The organism is Marinobacter sp. RI1, assembly GCF_041155085.1.
In the GTDB taxonomy this organism is placed as follows: Bacteria; Pseudomonadota; Gammaproteobacteria; order Pseudomonadales; family Oleiphilaceae; genus Marinobacter; species Marinobacter nauticus.
In genome coordinates, this window is sequence record NZ_AP031605.1 from 2131411 (window position 1) to 2152445 (window position 21035).

The window sequence follows — 21035 nt, forward strand, 5'->3', positions numbered from 1 at the left end:
GGCAGCGCTGCTATCTTTGTCCCAAATTCTGGTTTTGGCGGGTTTCGGCCCGCCTGGCAATAAAATGATGGAACATCATGAACCCTAACTACCTGGATTTCGAACAGCCGATCGCCGACCTGGAAGCCAAGATTGAAGAGCTTCGCATGGTGGGTAACGACACCGATATCAATATCACCGACGAAATCAGCCGCCTGAAAAAGAAGAGCATCAGTCTGACCGAGTCGATCTTCTCCGACCTAAAGTCCTGGGATATTGCCCGTCTGGCCCGGCACCCGCGCCGGCCCTATACCCAGGATTATATTGACCTGATCTTCGAGGATTTTGACGAACTGCATGGTGATCGACGCTACGCCGATGATCTGTCGATCATTGGCGGCACTGCTCGCCTCGATAACACGCCGGTCATGATTATCGGCCACCAGAAGGGTCGTGAAGTGCGGGACAAGGTCAAGCGCAACTTCGGGATGCCTCGTCCGGAAGGTTATCGCAAGGCTCTGCGCCTGATGGAAATGGCTGAACGTTTCAAAATGCCGATTCTGACCTTTATCGATACCCCGGGCGCTTATCCCGGTATCGGTGCCGAAGAGCGCGGACAGAGTGAAGCCATCGCATTCAACCTCGCGGTGATGTCGAGACTGAAAACTCCGATTATCTCTACCGTGATCGGCGAGGGTGGTTCCGGTGGCGCACTGGCGATCGGTGTCTGCGACCAGCTCAACATGTTGCAGTACTCCACCTACGCCGTTATTTCTCCGGAAGGTTGCGCCTCCATCCTCTGGAAGAGCGCCGAGTACGCTGCTCAGGCGGCTGAGGCCATGGGCGTTACCGCCGATCGTCTGAAAGAGCTGGGTGTGGCGGATCACGTGATCGATGAGCCGCTGGGCGGCGCTCACCGCAATCCGGAAAAAATGGCGGAAACCCTGAAGACGTCGCTGGCCCAGGGCGTGGCTGAGCTGAGCCGATTGCCGCTGGATGAACTGGTTTCCCGCCGGTACGAGCGTCTTACCCGCTATGACGGCGGGCGGTAACACCGCTCGCCGGGATACCTGGCCCGAAGACCTGATCGGGCCGGTTCAGAAACTTCCCGCCTGTGATGAACTCTGGGTCGCCCTGAGCGGCGGCCTGGACTCATCCCTGCTTTTGCATGTCGTTGCGGCCGCCCATCCGCGCGTCAGAGCGTTGCATATCAATCATCAGTTACAGTCCAATCACGATCAGACGGAGCGCGCCTGTATCGATCTCTGTGCTGGACTGGGCGTCGAACTCCAGGTGCGTCGAGTGAATGTAGCTACGGGCGCGGGGAGCCTCGAAGAGTCAGCAAGAGCGGCGCGCTACGAGGTCTTCAGGGAGGTTCTGGGAGACAACGACCTTCTCCTGATGGCGCACCATGCAGACGACCAGGCAGAAACGGTTCTGTTCCGGCTGCTGCGTGGCACTGGCGTAAACGGTCTGGCCGGAATGCCTGCCACCCGGTCGCTCGGGCTGGGGCATCTCTACCGGCCCTGGCTTGACGTATCCCGCAGTCGATTGGAACAGGTGGCGCGTGAGCAGGGGGTAAGCTGGGCAGAAGATCCCAGCAACCAGAGTGAAGTGCACGACCGCAATTATCTGCGGCACTCGGTAATGCCGGGCCTTAAACAGCGTTGGCCGGGTTTGTTGAAGCGCGTTGCTCACAGTGCCCGGGCCTGCGCCGAGAGTGAAACCCTGAGTCAGAGGCTGGCGGAGTTGCAATGGCAGAGTTGCGGCGACGATAAAGGTCGAATCCGCCTGGCCCCGTTCTCGGCACTTGGGCAGATCGAGCGCCGGAACCTGGTGCGCTGGTGGATTCATGGCCGGGGATTGCCGGTTCCGGCGCTTTCAGATTGGTGCTCAGCACTCGACCAGTTGATTCACGCAGGTTCGGATCGAACTCCGGAAATTCGTGGAGACGGATTCTGTATCCGCCGTTATCGGGATCATCTGTACCTGGTGGCCGAGGTCCGGATTCCGGAAGCCCCCAGAACCTTGTTGCCTGGTCAGTTATTGAAGTGGGGGTGGTGGACCCTTCAGCTGGTGCCGGATTCGCTGAGCACTACACCGGAATCTTCCTGCCCGGAAATAAGGGTATCTACGAGGCAGGGCGGGGAGCGAATCCGGTTCGGGGCCAATTTACCCTCCCGGTCGTTGAAAACCTGGTTGCAGGAGCAGGGCGTGCCACCCTGGGAGAGAGCGGCTCTGCCGCTGGTTTACGAGGTCTCGGCGGCTCGAGAGGCATGGATTGCCATTGGCGATTTGTGGTGTTCTGAACAATACTCCGGAGGCGCCCATGCCGCCGGCTGGCGGCTGATTGTGGAGCGGGATTGTGATTGAGTAGAGAGGGGCTTTCTGGTAGTCTGGCGTCCCATCTTGAGATGAATAATCTCCCTCCTTCACCGAACCAGATAATCACGGAATCTGCATGACGCGTTATATTTTCGTCACCGGCGGTGTCGTGTCCTCATTGGGGAAAGGTATTGCGTCTGCCTCACTGGCAGCCATCCTTGAGGCACGCGGCCTGAAGGTCACCATTCTCAAGCTGGACCCGTACATCAACGTGGACCCCGGCACCATGAGCCCGTTCCAGCACGGTGAGGTTTTCGTCACCGAAGATGGCGCGGAAACCGACCTCGACCTTGGCCACTACGAGCGTTTCATTCGCACTCCAATGACCAAGCGCAATAACTTCACCACCGGCCGGGTGTACGAAGAGGTTATTCGTAAGGAGCGTCGGGGCGATTATCTGGGTGGTACCGTTCAGGTCATTCCGCACATCACTGACGAAATCAAACGCCGTGTGGTGGAAGGCGCAGCGGGTGCCGACGTGGCATTGATTGAAGTTGGTGGCACGGTGGGTGACATTGAGTCGTTGCCCTTCCTGGAAGCCTGTCGTCAGCTGAAGGTGGAAGTAGGCTCCCAGCGTGCACTGTTCATGCATCTGACTCTGGTGCCGTACATCGCCACCGCCGGCGAGATCAAAACCAAGCCGACCCAGCATTCCGTGAAAGAAATGCGCTCCATCGGCCTGCAGCCGGATATCCTGCTGTGCCGGTCTGAGCACGAAGTGGACGCCAGCTCCCGTCGCAAGATTGCCCTGTTCACCAACGTGGAAGAGCGCGCGGTCATTCCGATGCAGGATGCAAGGTCCATCTACGCCATTCCGCGCATGCTGCACGAATACGGTCTGGACCAGTTGGTTATCGAACGCTTCGGCCTGGATGCCCGTGAAGCAGACCTGAGCGAATGGGATGCGGTTGTGGATTCACTGATGAATCCGCAGGACGAAGTCACCATCGCCATGGTCGGCAAGTACATGGAGCTGCTGGACGCCTACAAGTCCCTGATCGAATCCCTGCTGCACGCCGGTATCAAGACCCGCACCAAGGTCAACATCAACTACATCGATTCCGAAGACATCGAGCGCGACGGCACCTCCGTGCTGGAATCCGCCGATGCCATTCTGGTGCCCGGTGGCTTTGGTGAGCGTGGCGTGGAAGGCAAGATCCGCACCGTACAGTACGCCCGTGAAAACAAGGTGCCGTATCTGGGCATCTGCCTGGGTATGCAGGTGGCGGTTATCGAATACGCCCGCAACGTGGCCGGCCTGAAAGACGCCCACAGCACGGAATTCCGTGAACACACACCGGAGCCGGTTGTCGGCCTGATCACCGAATGGCTCGATGCCACCGGTGAAAAAGAAGAGCGCACCGAAGAATCCGACCTGGGCGGCACTATGCGTCTGGGGGCCCAGGATTGTGTGCTGACCGAAGGCTCCACCATCGTTGGCTGTTACGGCAAGAAGACCATCCGTGAGCGCCATCGTCACCGTTACGAAGTCAACAACCACTTCCTGCCCAGGCTGGAAGAAGCAGGCCTGCAAATCTCCGGCCGCTCTGCCGATGGCAAGCTGGTTGAAGTGGTGGAAGCGCCGAATCACCCCTGGTTTGTTGCCTGCCAGTTCCACCCGGAATTTACCTCAACACCCCGCGACGGCCATCCGCTGTTCAAGGGCTTTGTTGAAGCCGCGCTGGCGAACAAGAAAGGATCCTGATTATGGCGCGCAGCAACCTGAACGTCTCGGGCATCCAGATCGCCAACGATAGGCCGTTTGTGCTGTTCGGCGGCATGAATGTGCTTGAGTCCAGGGAACTGGCGTTTGAAGTGGCGGAAAAGTATGTGGATGTCTGCACTCGTCTGGGCATCCCGTACGTATTCAAGGCGTCGTTCGACAAAGCCAACCGCTCATCCGTCAACTCCTTCCGCGGTCCCGGCCTCGACAAGGGGTTGCAGATCCTGGCTGATATCAAGAGCAAGTATGGCGTACCGATCATCTCAGACGTGCACGAGCCCGGCCAGGCTGCCCCGGCGGCGGAAGTCTGCGACATCATCCAGTTGCCCGCCTTCCTGAGCCGGCAGACTGACCTGGTGGTGGCCATGGCCAAAACTGGCGCCGTCATCAACATCAAGAAAGCCCAGTTCCTGGCACCCCAGGAAATGAAGCATATCATCACCAAGTGCGAAGAAGCCGGCAACGACCAGATCATCCTCTGCGAGCGCGGCACCAGCTTCGGCTACAACAATCTGGTGGTGGATATGCTCGGATTTGGCATCATGAAACAGATGAATGTGCCGGTGTTCTTCGACGTCACCCACGCTCTGCAGATGCCGGGTGGTCGGGCAGACTCAGCCGGCGGGCGTCGCGCTCAGGTCACCGACCTGGCCTTGGCGGGAATGTCTCAGGGCTTGGCTGGCCTGTTCCTTGAGGCTCACCCAGACCCGGATAACGCCAAATGCGATGGCCCCTGCGCATTGCGCCTGAGCCAGCTGGAACCGTTCCTTGAGCGTGTGAAAGCTGTCGACGATCTGGCAAAAAGTTTTAAACCTATCGACACCGCCTGATTGGCGGTGTTGGCAATTTAAAAGCCCGCAGATTTCTGGCGTTAAAAGTTTGACGGCATACTGCAGGTTTCGTGAGCAAACGGCTGGAAGGCCTTGGCGAAAATTTCGAAGGCCAGGGATGGCCTGAGAGAAGCGCACATGGATGTGCTCGTAGCGGTTTTCGCCAAGGCCTTCCAGTTGTTTGCTCTTGCACCAAAATTCAAAGCTTGTTCAGTGTTTAGAAGATAAAATCTGGAGAACCATACGAATGACCAAGATTGCCAACATCAAAGCCCGTGAGGTTCTGGATTCACGTGGTAACCCCACCGTGGAAGCAGACGCCATCCTGGAAGACGGTACACTGGGCCGCGCTTGCGCGCCGTCCGGCGCCTCTACCGGTTCCCGCGAAGCTCTGGAACTGCGCGATGGTGACGCCTCCCGTTACCTCGGTAAAGGTGTTCGCAAAGCCGTTGAAGCCATCAACGGTCAGATTCGTGACGCCCTGCTGGGTAAAGATGCCGCCGACCAGCGCAGTCTGGACCAGATCATGATCGACCTGGACGGCACCGAAAACAAAGCCAACCTGGGCGCCAACGCCATCCTGGCCGTATCCCTGGCTGCTGCCAAAGCCGCAGCTATCTCCCTGGGCAAGCCCCTGTATGAGCACATCGCCGATGTAAACGGCACCTCCGGCAAATTCTCCATGCCGGTGCCGATGATGAACATCCTCAACGGTGGTGAGCACGCCGACAACAACGTCGACATCCAGGAATTCATGGTCCAGCCGGTCTCCGTGAACAGCTTCGGTGAAGCCCTGCGCGTTGGCGCCGAAATCTTCCATAGCCTCAAGAAAGTGCTGAAGGCCCAGGGCCTGAATACAGCCGTAGGCGACGAAGGCGGTTTTGCCCCCAACCTGCCGTCCAACGAAGCAGCCCTGGCGGCGATCAAGGAAGCCGTCGAGAAAGCCGGTTATGAACTGGGCAAAGACGTCACTCTGGCGCTGGACTGTGCCTCTTCCGAGTTCTACAAAGATGGCCAGTACCAGCTGTCTGGTGAAGGCAAGAGCTTCGATTCCGAAGGCTTTGCCGATTACCTGTCCGGCCTGTGCGACCGTTACCCGATTGTGTCCATCGAGGATGGTATGGACGAGAGCGACTGGGACGGCTGGAAAGTGCTGACCGACAAACTGGGCAGCAAGGTTCAACTGGTCGGGGATGACCTTTTTGTCACCAACACCAAGATTCTGAAGCAGGGTATCGAGAAGGGCATTGGTAATTCCATTCTGATCAAGTTCAATCAGATCGGTAGCCTGACCGAGACTCTGGATGCCATCAAGATGGCTCAGGATGCTGGCTACACGGCGGTCATTTCTCACCGCTCCGGTGAAACCGAAGATACCACCATTGCGGATCTGGCCGTAGCTACCTGTGCTGGCCAGATCAAAACTGGTTCTCTGTGTCGTTCCGACCGGGTTGCCAAGTACAACCAGCTGCTGCGTATTGAAGAGGCGCTGGAAGGTAAGGCACCATACCGTGGCCTGAGCGAAATCAAAGGTCAGGGTTGAGGATTAGCGACGTTTTCTGACCTGCCGGTCCATTCCTGCAGGTAACAAAATGTTAAGGCCATCGCGTTCTGAATGAAAATTCAGACACGATGGCCTTTTTGTACAGTGACTTACAGAAAATTGTTGCTAATCTACTATAAGGTCTATACTTGACCCTCGACTCGTTTATTTTGTTGTTCATTTTCTGTACGGATTCGGCATGAAATCGCTTTGGGCCATTCTGGTAGTGCTGATACTCCTGCTGCAGGTTCGCCTGTGGATCGGGGAGGGCAGTTTTGCGCAGGTGTGGGCCCTGGAGCAGTCGATTGCCGAGCAGCGGGAAGAGAATGCCGAGTTGGCGGCCCGGAATGACCGGCTTTATGCGGAGGTGCGGAATCTTCGCAATGAGCAGGGCGCCGTTGAGGAGCGGGCCCGGATGAATCTTGGCCTGATTCGTGAGGATGAGACGTTCTTTCTCGTTGTTGAAAATTGATTTCAGACCCGGGTGGTGCGAGCGCCGGGGAGTGTCTCTCCGGGAACCGCTACAAGCACATCCATGTGCGCTTCTCTCAGGCCATCCCTGGCTTTCGAAATTCCCGGAGAGACACTCCCCGACGCTCACCTGACCTTTGAAGTGCCGTCCCATGAAAAATGCAGATCTTTGGCTTATTGTCCCCGCCGCCGGTATCGGCCAGCGCATGAACGCCGAATGCCCCAAGCAATACCTCAAAATCAATAACCGTTTCATCCTGGATATCACCCTGTCCCGTTTGTTGGACAACGCCCCGTTTAAAGGCTGTATGGTGCCGCTGAATCCGCAGGACCATTGGTGGCCGGAGAGTGAGTCGGCGAGGGATGATCGGGTGCAGACCTGTTCCGGGGGTAAAGAACGAGCGGATTCGGTGTTGTCGGCGCTGGTAGCCCTGGAGGGGCAGGCGGCGGATGATGACTGGGTGCTGGTTCATGATGCGGCGCGGCCCTGTGTTCATTCTGAAGATCTGTCCCGTCTGATTGAGACGTTGTTTGAGCATCCGGTGGGTGGTTTGCTGGCTGCGCCGGTGGCGGACACGTTGAAGCTTGCCGAGGCGGGATCATTGCTGGTGGTGAGTGAGACCATTGACCGGAGTCGGTTGTGGCGGGCATTGACGCCGCAGATGTTCCGGTTCGGAGCGTTAAAACAGGCGTTGTCATTGTGTCTGGAACGTGGCCAGGCGATTACGGATGAGTCCTCTGCCATGGAGTTTTCCGGTAACATGCCGGTTCTGGTGGAAGGGCGCCCGGATAATCTGAAGATTACGGTCCCCTCGGATCTGGCGCTGGCGGAGTTTATTCTCGGGCGTCAGTGATTCCCTGCATTATGTTCTGTTTTCGGAGATGATCATGCGCATTGGTCAGGGCTTTGATGTCCATGCCTTCTGTGAGGGCGATTCTGTCATTCTTGGGGGTGTGACAATTCCCCATAGCCACGGTCTGAAGGCGCACTCGGACGGGGATGTTCTGTTGCATGCGCTTGCGGATGCGCTGTTGGGTGCGGTGGCGCTGGGTGATATTGGCCATTTCTTTCCGGATTCCAGCGAGGAGTGGGCCGGCGCAGACAGCCGGGACTTGTTGCGGCGGGTGATGCAGCGGGTGCTGGATGAGGGTTACGCGGTTACCAATATTGATACCACAATCATTGCCCAGGCGCCGAAAATGGCGCCCCACATAGAGGCGATGCGGATGAACATTGCCGAGGATCTGGGCGTGCCTGCTAATCGGGTGAGCGTGAAAGCCACCACCACAGAAAAGCTGGGTTTTACCGGGCGAGGGGAAGGCATTGCCTGTCAGGCGGTGTGTCTGCTTGAGGCGGTTTCCCAGTGAGTGAGGATTCTCAGTGGCTGTTGGACTGGCCGGTGTCTGGCGGAGCTCGGGCTGGTCGTGCTGAACTGAAAACGTCGCCAGAGGATTTCCGGGTTACGGAGTCGCTCTGGCCGACGCGGGAGGATGATGCCGCGGCGTCAGGTCCGGTTGAGGTATCCGGCGACGGTGAGCACCTTTGCCTGCGGCTGGAGAAAACCGGTGACAATACCGAGTACGTCGCCCGGGAGCTGGCGGCACTGGCGGGCTGTCGTTCTTTCGATGTTGGTTTCTGTGGCCTGAAAGACCGGCATGCGGTGACGGTTCAGTGGTTCAGTCTTTATCGGCCTGGCCAGGAAGCGGACGATCAGGCGTTGATGGCAGAGGTTGGCCAGCGTTGGCCGGTTCGGGCCGCGGTTCGCCATTCCCGCAAACTGAGGCGGGGCGATCATCAGACCAATGGTTTTGAGATTGTGCTGCGCAATGTGACGGGCCAGCGCGAGCTTGTGGAAGCTGGGCTTGCGCGGTTGGCGAGTCAGGGCGCCCCCAATTATTTTGGCCCCCAGCGGTTCGGTTTTCAGGGAGCGAATCTAGACCGTGCTGTACAGATTGATCCCTCACGGCTCAATCGCAAGCGCGGACGCGCTGGCAGAAGCGCGTCGAAAAACGTATTGTACTTTTCGGCGGCACGTTCCTGGCTGTTCAATCAGGTACTTGCGGAGCGGGTCAGCAATCGAACCTGGACCGAGGTGTTACCGGGAGAGCCGGAACCCTCAGGTGCCGGGCCCACCGGACCACTCTGGGGCGATGGCGGTACGCTGGCCTCGGGCGAGCAGGAAGCCCTTGAGCGTGGTGTGGTGGATGCCTGCCCGGGGTTGGCCAGGTTGTTCCAGTCCACCCGCATGAAACCGGAGCGTCGCCCCCTGGTAGCCCGCCCGGGAGAGTTCAAATGGCAGTGGCTGGATACCACCACCCTGCGAATTCAGTTTGTGTTGTCGCCCGGGCAATATGCCACAACGGTATTGGGTGACCTTTTCGAGCTTGAGGACCTGAGCCTCAGCCGTGATAACAAGTAGTATGGCTAGCGGAGATAATTGTGCGAATTCTGTTGTCCAACGACGATGGCGTTCATTCGCCGGGTCTGGTGGCGCTGTATGAGGGTCTGAAGGGCCTCGGGGAGCTGGAAGTTGTTGCCCCGGACCGGGATCACAGCGGTGCCAGTAATGCCCTGACACTGAACCGACCTCTTACGGTAGAGCAGCACCCCAATGGTTTCCGGTCTGTCGACGGAACGCCGACAGATTGCGTACACCTGGCCGTTAACGGTTTGTTCGACACGGCGTTTGATCGGGTGGTGTCGGGCATCAATACCCACGCCAATCTTGGTGATGACATCATCTACTCGGGCACAGTGGCTGCTGCTACCGAAGGGCGCCATCTGGGGCTGCCTGCCATTGCTGTATCGCTGGTCAACAATGGCCATTTCCATTACGACACGGCTGCCCGGGTAGTGCGGCTGTTGCTGGAGTACAAGCAGGCCCTGAAACTGGGCCCCCGTTCCATTCTCAATGTAAATGTGCCGGATCTGCCCTGGGAACAGCTTAGCGGGTTCCGCGTGACCCGTCTGGGGCACCGTGAACGGGCCGAAGGTGCGGTGCCGATGACCTGCCCGAGAGGCAAGCAGCGATACTGGATAGGGGCAGCGGGGCAGGGTGGAGACGCAGGCCCGGGCACGGATTTTCATGCCGTGCGTGAGAGCTATGTGTCCATCACCCCGGTTCACATCGATATGACCCGGCACGAAGCCTTGTCCGGCCTCAGGGAATGGGTTGACGGTCTGGATATGAGTACCGGAGGTCAGCCATGACGGCCCAGCTCGAAGGCATTGGTATGACCTCACGGCGCACGCGCATGCGTCTGGTGCAGCGTCTGCGTGAGGGGGGAATAGAGTCTGACCGGGTGCTTGAGGTGATTGGCCAGGTGCCCCGGCATATCTTTCTGGATGAAGCGTTGTCGCACCGGGCCTACGAGGATACCTCGCTGCCTATCGGGCATGGCCAGACTCTTTCCCAACCCTACATCGTCGCCCGGATGACTGAGCTGTTGCTGGCCCATGCGCCGCAACGGGTGCTGGAACTGGGGACCGGCTCCGGCTACCAGACGGCCGTGCTTTCGCAACTGTTCCCCGAGATCTACAGTGTTGAGCGTATCCGCCCGCTCCAGGATCGTGCCCGGGACCGGCTGCGCCAGTTAAACGTGCGCAATGTCCTGCTTAAACATGCGGATGGTGGTATGGGCTGGCCAGAACGAGGGCCCTTCGATGGCATCATCGTAACGGCAGCCCCGGTGGAAGTTCCCAGAGAACTGCTGGATCAGCTGGCCGATGGTGGCGTGCTGATAGCCCCGGTGGGGGAAGAGAATCAGGTGTTGGTTGAGATTATCCGCAAAGGCAATCGCTTTGAGCGCCACAACCTTGAACCGGTGCATTTTGTGCCTTTGTTGGGGGGAGTTATCCGTTAATGTCAGAACCGTCGGTGTCGGAAACAGACCAAAACCAGACTGAGTATCATCACCGCCTGCCTGCGATATTTCTGAGGGGCATGGCGATGGGTGCCGCGGATGTTGTGCCAGGTGTTTCCGGTGGCACCATTGCCTTCATCACCGGTATCTACTTCCGCTTGCTGGAGGCCATCAGTGCCGCGCCCGTAGCCTTTGTGCGCCAACTGGTGCGGGGTAATGTGGCCGGCTTCTGGCGAGCCATCGACGGAACATTTCTGGTGTGCCTGCTGGCGGGGATTGTCTCGAGTGTTGCCAGTCTGGCCTCTGTTATTACCTGGTTGCTCGAAACCCAGCCGGTTCTGATATGGAGCTTCTTTTTCGGTTTGATCGTGGCCTCGGTCTGGCATGTTGGTCAGCAGATCCAGCGCCCTCGGGCCGGTTTGCTCGTGCCGTTTGTGGCGGGGGCTGTCTTTGCCTGGTGGGTGACGACCTTGCCGGCCAGTGAACTTGCGCCCACGGGTATTGCCTTCCTTGGAGCTGGCGCGCTGGCCATCTGCGCCATGATTCTGCCCGGAATCTCTGGCAGCTTCCTGCTGTTGATTATCGGCATGTACGCCCCCGTTCTTGCCGCGATCAAAAATCTTGAACTGATCCATCTGGGGCTGTTTGTGCTGGGTTGCCTGATTGGGTTGTTGTCGGTTGCGCGCCTGATTACGCTGGCCTTTCGGCATTTTCACGACACTGTGTTAGCGCTGCTCACCGGCTTTATGGTGGGCGCCTTGAGTAAGGTTTGGCCCTGGCAGGAAACCCTCAGCTGGCGTACCAACAGTGCCGGGCATCAGGTACCGTTGAGCCAGACCCCGGTGACACCGGAAACCTGGACAACGCTTTACGGGCAGGATCCCCAGATTCTGCTAGCGGTGTTAATGGCGGCGCTCGGGCTGGCGTTGGTATTAGTGATTGAATTGGTCGGCAAAAAGGCAACGCCTGCGGAGAGTGGTTCTGCCTGAGCAAGAGAAAGCGTTACCTGGCGCACAAAAAGACTGTTCCCGAGGGTAACAATCCTGTGCACAGGGTAACTTGGAATTGCCCGATAATCGTGCAATATATTAGTAAGTTAGTCCTGAATGATAAGAAACTGGATAAAATCAGGGCTATTCTTAAGACGGATTTTTCATAACCGGGCAGCTTTTAATACGTGACTCTTTTTAACGGGCGCATTCAATTTGAGCATTTCCCCGTTTGGTGGTCTGAAGTCCCGGCTTCTGAGCGCCGGAGCCCTCCATTGTTCCGGGCCCTCATGACGGCGCTTCTGGTCGTCGCCGTGCTTGTGCTCTCTGGCTGCAATACCAGTGCAATCTATCAGGACGATCTGTATAACCCCCCGGTTTACTGGGGCTCCCATGTGGTCAAAAAGGGCGAAACCCTGTATCGGATCGCCTGGCAGTACGGCCGGGACTATCGGGAGCTGGGTAATGCCAATGGCATCGGGCCGCCCTGGAATATTCGTCCGGGGCAGGTGCTTCGACTCGATCGCAAGGGCACGATCCCCCGGACCGCGCGGACGACCGCGCCCTCCAGGCCCGCGGCATCACCACCCCCTTCCCGTTCAGGTGCAGGCGCGACGGTGTCGAAACCGGCTGCCAAACCCGCAACCTCCGCTCCGACGGCCAGGTCATCCGGTAGTCAGGTGGTGGCCAATGTGCGGTGGCACTGGCCGCATTCTGGCACTGTAATTGCAAACTTTTCTTCGTCTGGCAAAGTCAATAAAGGCATTGATATCGCCGGCAATCCCGGTGATGCTGTCAAGGCGGCGGCTGATGGAAGCGTGGTATACGCAGGAAACGGGTTGCTAGGTTATGGCAATCTGATTATCGTGAACCATAACGAACATTATTTGAGCGCCTACGCACACAATCGGAAAATTCTCGTAAAGGAAGGGGAGGGTGTGAAAGCTGGACAGGTAATCGCCGAACTGGGCAATACCGGAACCGACAAACCGAAGTTGCATTTCGAGATACGCAAGAATGGCAACCCGGTAGATCCATCCAGGTATTTGCCAAGGCGCTGAAAAACGCGCACGGGCCCGAGGCCCGGAGGGTATTACCCAACAGCCTGACTGAAACCGCGAAACAGAAGAACAAAAACGGCAACGGTAATTGCCAGCCAACAAGTAAATGTCCTGAAGAAAACCAAAACTGAAACACTCCCGGAATAAAAAGAAGTAGCGGGTGACAACAGGATTATTGAGAGGCGGGGTAAACAATGTCAGTAGAACAGGAAGATATCATCATTGATCGCGTAGCAGATCTGGAAGACGCCGACGATCAGCTGTTAGCCGAAGACAAGCCTGAAAAAGCTTCTGCTGAAGACGAAACTGCAGAAGTCGAAGATGGATTTCCCGCACAGGGAAAGTACTACTCCAACCAGAAGCAGCTGGATGCCACTCAGCTGTACCTCAACGAAATTGGTTTTTCTCCCCTGCTTACTCCGGAAGAAGAGGTGTACTTCGCGCGGCTTGCCCGTAAAGGCGAAGAGAGCGGCCGTAAGCGCATGATCGAGAGTAATCTCCGTTTGGTGGTCAAGATTGCTCGTCGGTACGTCAACCGCGGGCTGACACTGCTTGATCTGATCGAGGAAGGTAACCTGGGGCTGATTCGGGCGGTTGAGAAGTTCGATCCCGAGCGTGGATTCCGTTTCTCCACCTACGCTACCTGGTGGATTCGCCAGACCATCGAACGAGCCATCATGAACCAGACCCGCACCATCCGTCTGCCGATTCATGTGGTCAAGGAATTGAACCTGTACCTGCGGGCCGCCCGTGAGCTGACCCAGAAACTGGACCATGAACCGACCGCGGAAGAAATTGCCCGCATGGTCGACAAGCCGGTTGACGACGTAAAACGCATGCTCGGCCTCAACGAGCGCGTTGCCTCCATGGACACTCCGATCGGGGCTGGCAGTGACAAGTCCCTGATGGATACCGTGGCCGATGAGGGCGCGTCGGATCCTGCGGATCTGCTGCAGGACAACAACATGTGTTCATGCCTGGAGAAATGGATTGACCAGCTCAGCGACAAACAGCAGGAAGTGCTTTCCCGCCGTTTCGGGCTGAGGGGCTATCCCATCAGTACCCTGGAAGAGGTTGGCCAGGAGATTGGCCTGACCCGGGAAAGGGTGCGGCAGATTCAGGTGGAAGCCTTGCGTCGCCTGCGGGAGATCCTTGAGAAAGAGGGATTGTCCGGAAGTCTGCTGTTCAAATAGACTGGATTGACGAGATCAGTGAAAAAGCCGGCCATGGAAACATGGTCGGCTTTTTTGTTAAATGTGGCGGCAAATGAGAACCAGGTGGCGATCAGCCCGCAAAGTTCGTTGTTAGAATGGGCCACCGGGCAGATCTAGGGAGTCGCCCTGGTGTCGAATGAAACACTCAATAATAACGATCGAAAGGAAAGGACTATGAAGAAGGCTCTTACTGCAGGATTTGCATCCCTTTTGCTAACCGGTGTTCTGTCAGCCCCGGCTTCCGCCCTGACCGTAGGGGACGTCGATGTGCCCGATACCTATTCTGCCATGGGGCAGGAACTCAAGCTCAATGGCGCCGGCACCCGTTCCAAGTGGTTTATGGATCTTTATGTGGGTGGTCTCTATGTACCTGAACAGGTGAGCGATGGCGAAGCGGTTATCAACGCTGATGAGCCCCAGGCCATCACGCTGCACATTACCTCGGGGATGATCACCAGCGAGCGCATGACTGAGGCGACCATGGACGGCTTCAAGGCATCCACCGATGGTGACCTGTCTGCTATCCAGTCGGATGTGGACCAGTTCATGGCGGTATTCCAGGAAGAGATCACCGAAGGTGATGTGTTTGATCTGGTTTACCTGCCCGGCGAAGGCGTTCGCGTACTCAAGAACGGCGAGCAGAAAGATACCGTTGGTGGCCTGGAGTTCAAGAAGGCGCTGTTTGGTATCTGGCTGTCAGACAAGCCCGCCCAGGAAGACCTGAAAGAGAAAATGCTGGGCCAGCGTTGATCGCAACCCAGATCTGAAAAAGCCGGCATTCGCCGGCTTTTTTGTTCCTGTCAGTTCGCTTTCAAGACAGTTTACTGGTAGTCCCGCTTTTGCTTGAATTCGCACAGATCCTCAATTATGCAGGCGCCACATTTCGGCTTTCGGGCTGTGCAGGTATACCGGCCGTGCAGGATCAGCCAGTGGTGAGCGTCCATCAGGAACTCTTTCGGCACCAGCCTGACCAAGCGTTTCTCGACTTCCAGTACATTCTTGCCCGGCGCGATACCGGTACGGTTGGAGACCCGGAAAATGTGGGTGTCCACGGCCATGGCTGGCTGCCGGAACGCTGTGTTCAGAACCACATTAGCCGTTTTACGGCCGACGCCGGGCAAGGCTTCCAGGTCTTCCCGCCGGGCCGGGACTTCACTGCCGTGTTTCTCGATCAGAATGCGGCAGGTCTTGATCACATTCTCGGCCTTGCTGTTAAACAGGCCGATGGTCTTGATGTATTCCTTCAGGCCGTCAACGCCCAGGGCAAGAATGGCCTCGGGCGTGTTCGCTACCGGGAACAGCTTGTCGGTGGCCTTGTTCACGCCTACGTCTGTGGCCTGAGCGGAGAGAATGACCGCAATCAGTAGCTCAAATGGCGTGCTGTAATTGAGCTCTGTGGTCGGATTGGGGTTAGCCTCCCGCAACCGGGAGAAAATCTCGGTACGTTTTTCTTTGTTCATGCTGGCCCGATCTGGTTCAGGAAATAGTGCCGGTTACGCGCACCCGTTTGCTACCTGTGCTGGCCGGAGCGGGTTCGGCGGCTTTTCTGCGTTCTTTGAGGTGATTGTCGATGCCATTCTTCAGGGCAATCAACAACCCGAGGCCCACAAAGGCGCCCGGTGGAAGCACCATGAACAGCATGTCGGGGTACTGTTCGAACGGCCGGATGACCCAATCCGCCGCCATGGGGCCGAGGAGCAGGTGCATGTCGGCGAACAATGTGCCCTGGCCGATCAGTTCCCTCATAGCGCCCAGGGTCATCAATACCGCAAGGAAGCCGATCCCCATCATGGCGCCGTCCAGAATGGCGGGTAACGGTGGATTCTTGGAAGCAAAGGCATCGGCACGGCCAAGAATGGCGCAATTGGTAACGATCAGCGGGATGAAGATGCCGAGAATCTGGTACAGCTCATAGGTGAACGCTTGCATCAGCAGTTCGGCGCAGGTTACGAACGAGGCAATGATCATGACGAACGCCGGCAGTCGAACGGATTCGCTGACGAAGTTCCGGATAAGGGAGACCGACAGGTTTGAGCCCATTAACACCAATAGTGTGGCCAGGCCCAGGCCGATGGCGTTGACGACCGTGCTGGTGACGGCAAGCAGCGGACACAACCCGAGAACCTGCACCAGGGCAGGGTTGTTGTGCCAGAGGCCATCCTTGATGATTTCGCTGGACGTTTTCGTGCTCATGATCAGGAGTGCTCCGCTGGTTGAGTATCGGCGGCAATGGCTTCCGGAGACAGGCGGCGCTTACCGGGCTCCGGGGGCGCGTTCACCCGTTCTCGGATGATCTCACGGTTCTGGCGAAAATAGACCAGGGTTTTCTGTACCGCTTTCACCACCGCTCTCGGAGTGATGGTGGCTCCGGTGAACTGGTCGAAGATGCCACCGTTCTTCTTCACGTTCCAGGCGTTGGGGGCAGGGTTACCGAGAGACTTCCCGTCAAACCCATAGATCCAGTCAGACTTGCGGGTTTCGATACGATCGCCAAGCCCCGGTGTTTCCTTATGGCTGGTGACCCGAACGCCCAATACCCGGCCTTGAAGATCCAGGCCAACCAACAGGCGGATATTACCGGAGTAGCCGTCTGGTGCCACGGTGGGCAGTATCATGCCGATAGGCCGGCCGTCTTTTCTGGCAACCCAGGCCCGCACGGGGCCTTCAACGGGTAGCCGCTCGCTGGCAGGCAGGGTGACCATATCTCTCAGCAGGTCATTATCATGCTGGCTTTCCGGAATAATCTCGAACAGTGCCCTGGCCTCGGCGCGGGCCGCCTGCTCCTGAATCCGGTCTTTGGTCAGCCCCTGAGTCAGGGCAATGGTGCCGCCGGTAATAATGGCAAACAGGCCCAGGCCGATTGCGCTTCGACGGATGGCGGTGGTTACTGCACTCATGGTCAACCTCCACTCCGGCCCGGGACGCCCCGGCGGGCCTTGTGATGGCCGTAGGTGCGGGGTGGTGTGTAATGGTCGATAAACGGAACCGCGAAGTTCATCAGTAGCACGCTGAACGCGACCGCATCGGGATAGTTGCCCCAACTGCGAATCAGGTACACCAGGACACCGATGCCGGCACCGTATATCAGCTTGCCCTGATGGCTGGTGGCTGCCGAAACCGGGTCGGTGGCAATAAAGAACGCGCCAAGCATGGTACCACCGGCCAGCAGGTGCAGTTGCAAAGGCGCGTACTGGTCGGCGTTGCTGCCAAAGGCCAGGCTCATGGCGGCAATACCGGCCAGGAAGGCAACCGGAATATGCCAGGTTATGATTCTAAGGGCGATCAGCAGGACGCCGCCGGCCAGGAAGGCCAGATTGACCCACTCCCAGCCCCGGGCAATCAAGTTGCCAAAGGTGGGGTGGCCGAGCACTTCCACTGACGTGTGACTGGCAATCTTGTGTTTGTATTCGTCCAGCGGTGTTGCCATGGTCCAGCCGTCGACGGCGGTCTGGCTTCCAGTGAAAATCTTCGCGAGGGTCTCACCAAAGCCGGGCGCGCCGCCCCAGAGCGTGGCTGCTTCGGCCCAGTTGGTGGTCATGGCGACCGGAAACGAGATCAATGCCAGGGCATAGCCCACCATGGCCGGGTTAAAGGGATTGGAGCCCAGACCACCGTAAAGCTGCTTGGCCACTACGATTGCTGAGACCACGGCAATACCGGAGACCCACCAGGGCGTGAACTGGGGCAGGGATAGCCCCAGCAGCAGGCCGGTGACCGCCGCGGTGTTGTCACGCAGGAAAAAGGCGACGGGTTTGCCGCGCAGCTTCAGGAAGGCGGCTTCAGAGCCCAGCGCCAAGGCAATGCACCAGACGACATTGATCAGGTTGCCCCAGCCAAAGAACAGAGTCTGGGCCAGCAGGCCGGGCAGAGCGGCCAGAATGACCCAGAGCATGACCCGTGACGTGGGCCGCGCGCGACGAGCATGGGGTGAGGACTGTTGAACAAGAGCCATGAAGTTCCAGCCTGATTGAATTATTGAGACGACGCGGGTTCTTCCGCCACTTGCTTGCGAGCCTGATCAAGCGCCTGCTGAGCCCGTTGCACCCGATCATGGTTCTTGGCGACAGCACGTTCCAGTTTCTCAACATTATCCGCCTGCTGAGACCGGGCCTCATCGAGCATGCCCTGCATGGTGTTGAGCTTGGCTTCTGCCTGGGTGAGTTGCTTCTCCAGCGCCTCTATGTCGGGTTTGTCATCGGCCACTTCAGTGCTGCTCGGTACCGGTTGCTCTTTGGTGTCGGCGGCTGTTTTGGCCTTCTTGCGTTCCAGGGCCTGCTGTACCAGGGCGGCTTTGGCTGCCCGGTCGTCGCTTGCCTGGCCATCGGCGGCGGCCATTTCTGCTTCCGCCTGCTTTTTGGCCTGAGCTTCGGCAGCAGCCTTGGCCCGCTCCTTGCGCCGTAATTCCTTTTCCTGTTGCTCCCGTTCCAGGCGGGCCTGACGTGCCTCGAAGCGCTCGCGAGCGCGATCCGCTTTCAGCTGTTCCGCGCGCTGGGTGCGAATCTCGCCTTTGGCAAACCGATAGTACTGGACCAACGGAATGGAGCTGGGGCAGACGTAGGAACAGGCTCCGCATTCGATGCAGTCGAACAGGTTCAGGTGTTCTGCTTTCTCGAATTCACCCGCCTTGGAATACCAGAACAATTGCTGCGGCAACAGTTCCATGGGGCACGCCTCGGCGCACTGTCCACAACGGATGCACGGCTGCTCTGGCGGCGGAGCCGGCAGTTCTGCCGCGGTTGCCGCGATCACGCAGTTGGTGGTTTTTACCACGGGCACGGAATCGGTGGTCAGGGTATACCCCATCATGGGGCCGCCAAGAATCAGCCGGTCAAGACGTTCCTGCGCCATCCCTGCCGTTTCGAGCAGGTGATGGATCGGCGTGCCAATCAGGACTTCAAAATTGCCGGGTTCCCGCACGGCCTCGCCGGTAACGGTTACCACACGGGATATCAGCGGCTTGCCCTCAAAGACAGCACGGCCCACGGCGACGGCAGTTCCGATGTTCTGGCACATCACCCCGATATCGGCAGGAATACCGCCACTGGGGACTTCCTGGCCGGTCAGAATCTGTATCAACTGTTTTTCACCACCAGACGGGTACTTGGTGGGCACCACCGCAATTTCAATCTGAGTGCCCGCCACTGCCTGGCGCATGGCGGCAATGGCCTCGGGCTTGTTGTCTTCAATGCCGACAACGCACCGGGAAGGCCGGAGAATCCACGCCATAACTTTCAGGCCGGCAACCACCTCGGTGGCCTGCTCGCGCATGGTCATGTCGTCGGCGGTGATGTAGGGCTCGCATTCCGCGCCGTTGAGAATCAGGGTATCGACCTTGCGATCCCTTGGTGGCCTCAGCTTGATATCGGTAGGGAAACCGGCGCCACCCATGCCGGAAATGCCGGCTTCGCGAATTCGCTGCAGCACCGCTTCCCGCTCAAGTTGTTTGTAATCGTCAATCGGTGACAGGGCGCACCACTGGTCTTCGCCATCCGGTTTCAGTACCACGCACCAGTCCGCCATACCGGACGGGTGGGGAACCGGACGTTGTTCAATGGCTTTGATCACTCCCGAAGTGGGAGCGTGCACCGGCACGCCCATGCCATTGGTAACGTCTGCGATTTTCTGCCCCTTCAGTACCCGGTCGCCCACTGCAACCACCAACTCTGCCGGTTCGCCGATGTGTTGTTGCAATGGCAATACCAGGCGATCGGGCATGGCGGCCTTGCGGATCGGGCGGGCCGTGGACTGATGCTTGTTCTCGGGCGGATGAATGCCGCCGGTGAAATCCCACAGCTGAGTCATCAGGCGCTGGCTCCCTGGCGATCGGTGGTGATGATTTGGGGCGCTGGAGGTGTCCAGGTCCAGGTACGGATATCCGGCTCGATGGTGATCATGTCGATGCAGTCCACCGGGCAGGGTTCCACGCACAAGTCACAGCCGGTGCACTCGCTCTCGATAACGGTGTGCATGTGCTTGGCGGCGCCCAGAATGGCGTCTACCGGGCAGGCCTGAATGCATTTGGTGCAGCCGATGCATTCATCCTCGCGAATAACAGCCACCCGCTTGGCCTGCTCGACACCGTGTTCTGCGTCCAGCGGTTGTGGCTCTACATCCAGCAGATCGGCCAGCGCCTTGATGGTGCTTTCACCACCGGGCGGGCATTTGTTGATGGCGTCGCCGTTGGCAATGGATTCGGCATAGGGCCGGCAGCCGGGGAAGCCACACTGGCCGCACTGTGTTTGCGGCAGCAGCGAATCAATCTGGTCTACCAGTGGATTGCCTTCAACTTTGAACCGTTCAGAGGCAAACCCCAGTAGCCCGCCAAAGACCAGGGCAAGCGCCAGCAGGACCACAACGGCAATCAGGAAACTCGTCCACATAACAACCGCTCCGTCAGACCGCGACCAGGCCGGTGAAGCCCAGGAAAGCCAGCGACATGAGCCCTGCGGTAATCATCCCGATAGCTGCGCCCCGGAAGGCCACCGGCACATCGGATACGGCAATGCGCTCGCGCATGGCGGCAAACAGCACCAGCACCAGGGAGAACCCGACGGCGGCGCCAAAGCCGTAAAGCACAGAGTCCACAAAGTTGTTGTTTTTGTTGAGGTTCAGGAGGGCTACACCCAATACCGCGCAGTTAGTGGTGATCAGGGGCAGGAAAATCCCGAGAACCCGATACAGCAGCGGACTGGTCTTGCGTACCACCATTTCGGTGAACTGTACCACCACCGCAATCACAAGGATGAAGGTGATGGTTTTCAGGAAAGCGAGATCCAGCGGGGCCAGCAGATAGGTGTAGGCCAGATAACTGCACACCGATGACAGGGTCAGCACGAACGTGGTTGCCAGCGACATGCCCATGGCGGTTTCCAGTTTCCCGGAAACGCCCATGAAAGGGCACAGCCCCAGGAACTGCACCAGCACGAAGTTGTTCACCAGAATGGTGCTGACCAGAATCAGTAAATACTCTGTCATC

General features: G+C 58.2%; 22 protein-coding genes. 15 read left to right on the forward strand and 7 right to left on the reverse strand.

The features are described from left to right. Nucleotides 1-77 precede the first annotated feature (77 nt). The 15 genes from accA to ACAM27_RS09595 all read left to right on the forward strand — a co-directional run bounded on the left by accA (nt 78) and on the right by ACAM27_RS09595 (nt 14809). Nucleotides 78-1031, forward strand: a complete 954-nt coding sequence (gene accA, locus ACAM27_RS09525; protein WP_011784433.1) for an acetyl-CoA carboxylase carboxyl transferase subunit alpha — start codon at nt 78-80, stop codon at nt 1029-1031. Beyond that, on the forward strand, nt 1015-2352 hold the full coding sequence (gene tilS / locus ACAM27_RS09530; protein ID WP_369611847.1) for a tRNA lysidine(34) synthetase TilS: 1338 nt from the start codon (nt 1015-1017) through the stop codon (nt 2350-2352). The genes accA and tilS overlap by 17 nt, the downstream gene beginning before the upstream one ends. Before the next feature lie 88 nt (nt 2353-2440). Continuing rightward, a complete protein-coding gene (locus ACAM27_RS09535; RefSeq protein ID WP_022991690.1) occupies nt 2441-4069 on the forward strand; it encodes a CTP synthase in 1629 nt (542 codons plus the stop codon). A gap of 2 nt (nt 4070-4071) precedes the next feature. Then, nucleotides 4072-4917, forward strand: a complete 846-nt coding sequence (kdsA, locus tag ACAM27_RS09540) for a 3-deoxy-8-phosphooctulonate synthase (protein WP_369611848.1) — start codon at nt 4072-4074, stop codon at nt 4915-4917. A gap of 247 nt (nt 4918-5164) precedes the next feature. Continuing rightward, a complete protein-coding gene (eno, locus tag ACAM27_RS09545) occupies nt 5165-6460 on the forward strand; it encodes a phosphopyruvate hydratase (RefSeq protein ID WP_369611849.1) in 1296 nt (431 codons plus the stop codon). Nucleotides 6461-6659: 199 nt separating this feature from the next. Next, nucleotides 6660-6932 carry a septum formation initiator family protein gene (locus ACAM27_RS09550; RefSeq protein ID WP_011784438.1) on the forward strand — a complete coding sequence of 91 codons (273 nt, stop codon included), beginning with the start codon at nt 6660-6662 and terminating at the stop codon, nt 6930-6932. Between the two features lie 151 nt (nt 6933-7083). After that, entirely contained in the window at nt 7084-7785 is a 702-nt protein-coding gene (ispD, locus tag ACAM27_RS09555; RefSeq protein WP_369611850.1) for a 2-C-methyl-D-erythritol 4-phosphate cytidylyltransferase, read from the forward strand. Nucleotides 7786-7819: 34 nt separating this feature from the next. Further along, a complete protein-coding gene (gene ispF / locus ACAM27_RS09560) occupies nt 7820-8299 on the forward strand; it encodes a 2-C-methyl-D-erythritol 2,4-cyclodiphosphate synthase (RefSeq protein WP_113880492.1) in 480 nt (159 codons plus the stop codon). Then, nucleotides 8296-9351 (forward strand): tRNA pseudouridine(13) synthase TruD, encoded by a 1056-nt coding sequence (gene truD, locus ACAM27_RS09565; protein ID WP_222180867.1) that lies wholly within the window; start codon nt 8296-8298, stop codon nt 9349-9351. Before ispF ends, truD begins: the two co-directional genes overlap by 4 nt. A gap of 20 nt (nt 9352-9371) precedes the next feature. Further along, nucleotides 9372-10142: a 5'/3'-nucleotidase SurE gene (surE, locus tag ACAM27_RS09570; RefSeq protein WP_369611851.1), complete on the forward strand. Its 771-nt coding sequence runs from the start codon at nt 9372-9374 to the stop codon at nt 10140-10142. Next, nucleotides 10139-10795: a protein-L-isoaspartate(D-aspartate) O-methyltransferase gene (locus tag ACAM27_RS09575; protein WP_014421914.1), complete on the forward strand. Its 657-nt coding sequence runs from the start codon at nt 10139-10141 to the stop codon at nt 10793-10795. The genes surE and ACAM27_RS09575 overlap by 4 nt, the downstream gene beginning before the upstream one ends. Beyond that, entirely contained in the window at nt 10795-11784 is a 990-nt protein-coding gene (locus tag ACAM27_RS09580) for a DUF368 domain-containing protein (protein WP_369611852.1), read from the forward strand. Before ACAM27_RS09575 ends, ACAM27_RS09580 begins: the two co-directional genes overlap by 1 nt. Nucleotides 11785-12059: 275 nt before the next feature. Further along, on the forward strand, nt 12060-12845 hold the full coding sequence (locus ACAM27_RS09585) for a peptidoglycan DD-metalloendopeptidase family protein (RefSeq protein WP_014421912.1): 786 nt from the start codon (nt 12060-12062) through the stop codon (nt 12843-12845). Between the two features lie 194 nt (nt 12846-13039). Further along, nucleotides 13040-14038 carry an RNA polymerase sigma factor RpoS gene (gene rpoS, locus ACAM27_RS09590; RefSeq protein WP_011784446.1) on the forward strand — a complete coding sequence of 333 codons (999 nt, stop codon included), beginning with the start codon at nt 13040-13042 and terminating at the stop codon, nt 14036-14038. Between the two features lie 195 nt (nt 14039-14233). Continuing rightward, on the forward strand, nt 14234-14809 hold the full coding sequence (locus ACAM27_RS09595) for a chalcone isomerase family protein (RefSeq protein WP_011784447.1): 576 nt from the start codon (nt 14234-14236) through the stop codon (nt 14807-14809). A gap of 71 nt (nt 14810-14880) precedes the next feature. Here the strand turns inward: ACAM27_RS09595 and nth are convergent, their stop codons facing one another. From nth to rsxA, 7 genes are read right to left on the reverse strand one after another with little or no spacing between them, the layout of a single operon-like run. Then, nucleotides 14881-15519, reverse strand: a complete 639-nt coding sequence (nth, locus tag ACAM27_RS09600) for an endonuclease III (protein WP_014421910.1) — start codon at nt 15517-15519, stop codon at nt 14881-14883. Nucleotides 15520-15535: 16 nt separating this feature from the next. Further along, nucleotides 15536-16252: an electron transport complex subunit E gene (locus ACAM27_RS09605; RefSeq protein WP_023007890.1), complete on the reverse strand. Its 717-nt coding sequence runs from the start codon at nt 16250-16252 to the stop codon at nt 15536-15538. A 2-nt stretch (nt 16253-16254) separates the two neighbouring features. Continuing rightward, a complete protein-coding gene (rsxG, locus tag ACAM27_RS09610; RefSeq protein ID WP_031209662.1) occupies nt 16255-16956 on the reverse strand; it encodes an electron transport complex subunit RsxG in 702 nt (233 codons plus the stop codon). Nucleotides 16957-16958: 2 nt separating this feature from the next. Beyond that, nucleotides 16959-18011: an electron transport complex subunit RsxD gene (gene rsxD, locus ACAM27_RS09615; RefSeq protein ID WP_222197919.1), complete on the reverse strand. Its 1053-nt coding sequence runs from the start codon at nt 18009-18011 to the stop codon at nt 16959-16961. A gap of 20 nt (nt 18012-18031) precedes the next feature. Then, the gene (gene rsxC, locus ACAM27_RS09620; protein ID WP_369611853.1) at nt 18032-19861 is read right to left on the reverse strand and encodes an electron transport complex subunit RsxC; all 1830 of its coding nucleotides are present in this window, start codon (nt 19859-19861) and stop codon (nt 18032-18034) included. Beyond that, the gene (gene rsxB / locus ACAM27_RS09625) at nt 19861-20439 is read right to left on the reverse strand and encodes an electron transport complex subunit RsxB (protein WP_022991704.1); all 579 of its coding nucleotides are present in this window, start codon (nt 20437-20439) and stop codon (nt 19861-19863) included. Before rsxB ends, rsxC begins: the two co-directional genes overlap by 1 nt. A 13-nt stretch (nt 20440-20452) precedes the next feature. Next, complete coding sequence (gene rsxA / locus ACAM27_RS09630) at nt 20453-21034, reverse strand: electron transport complex subunit RsxA (protein WP_369611854.1); 582 nt, start codon at nt 21032-21034, stop codon at nt 20453-20455. Nucleotide 21035: the final 1 nt, after the last annotated feature.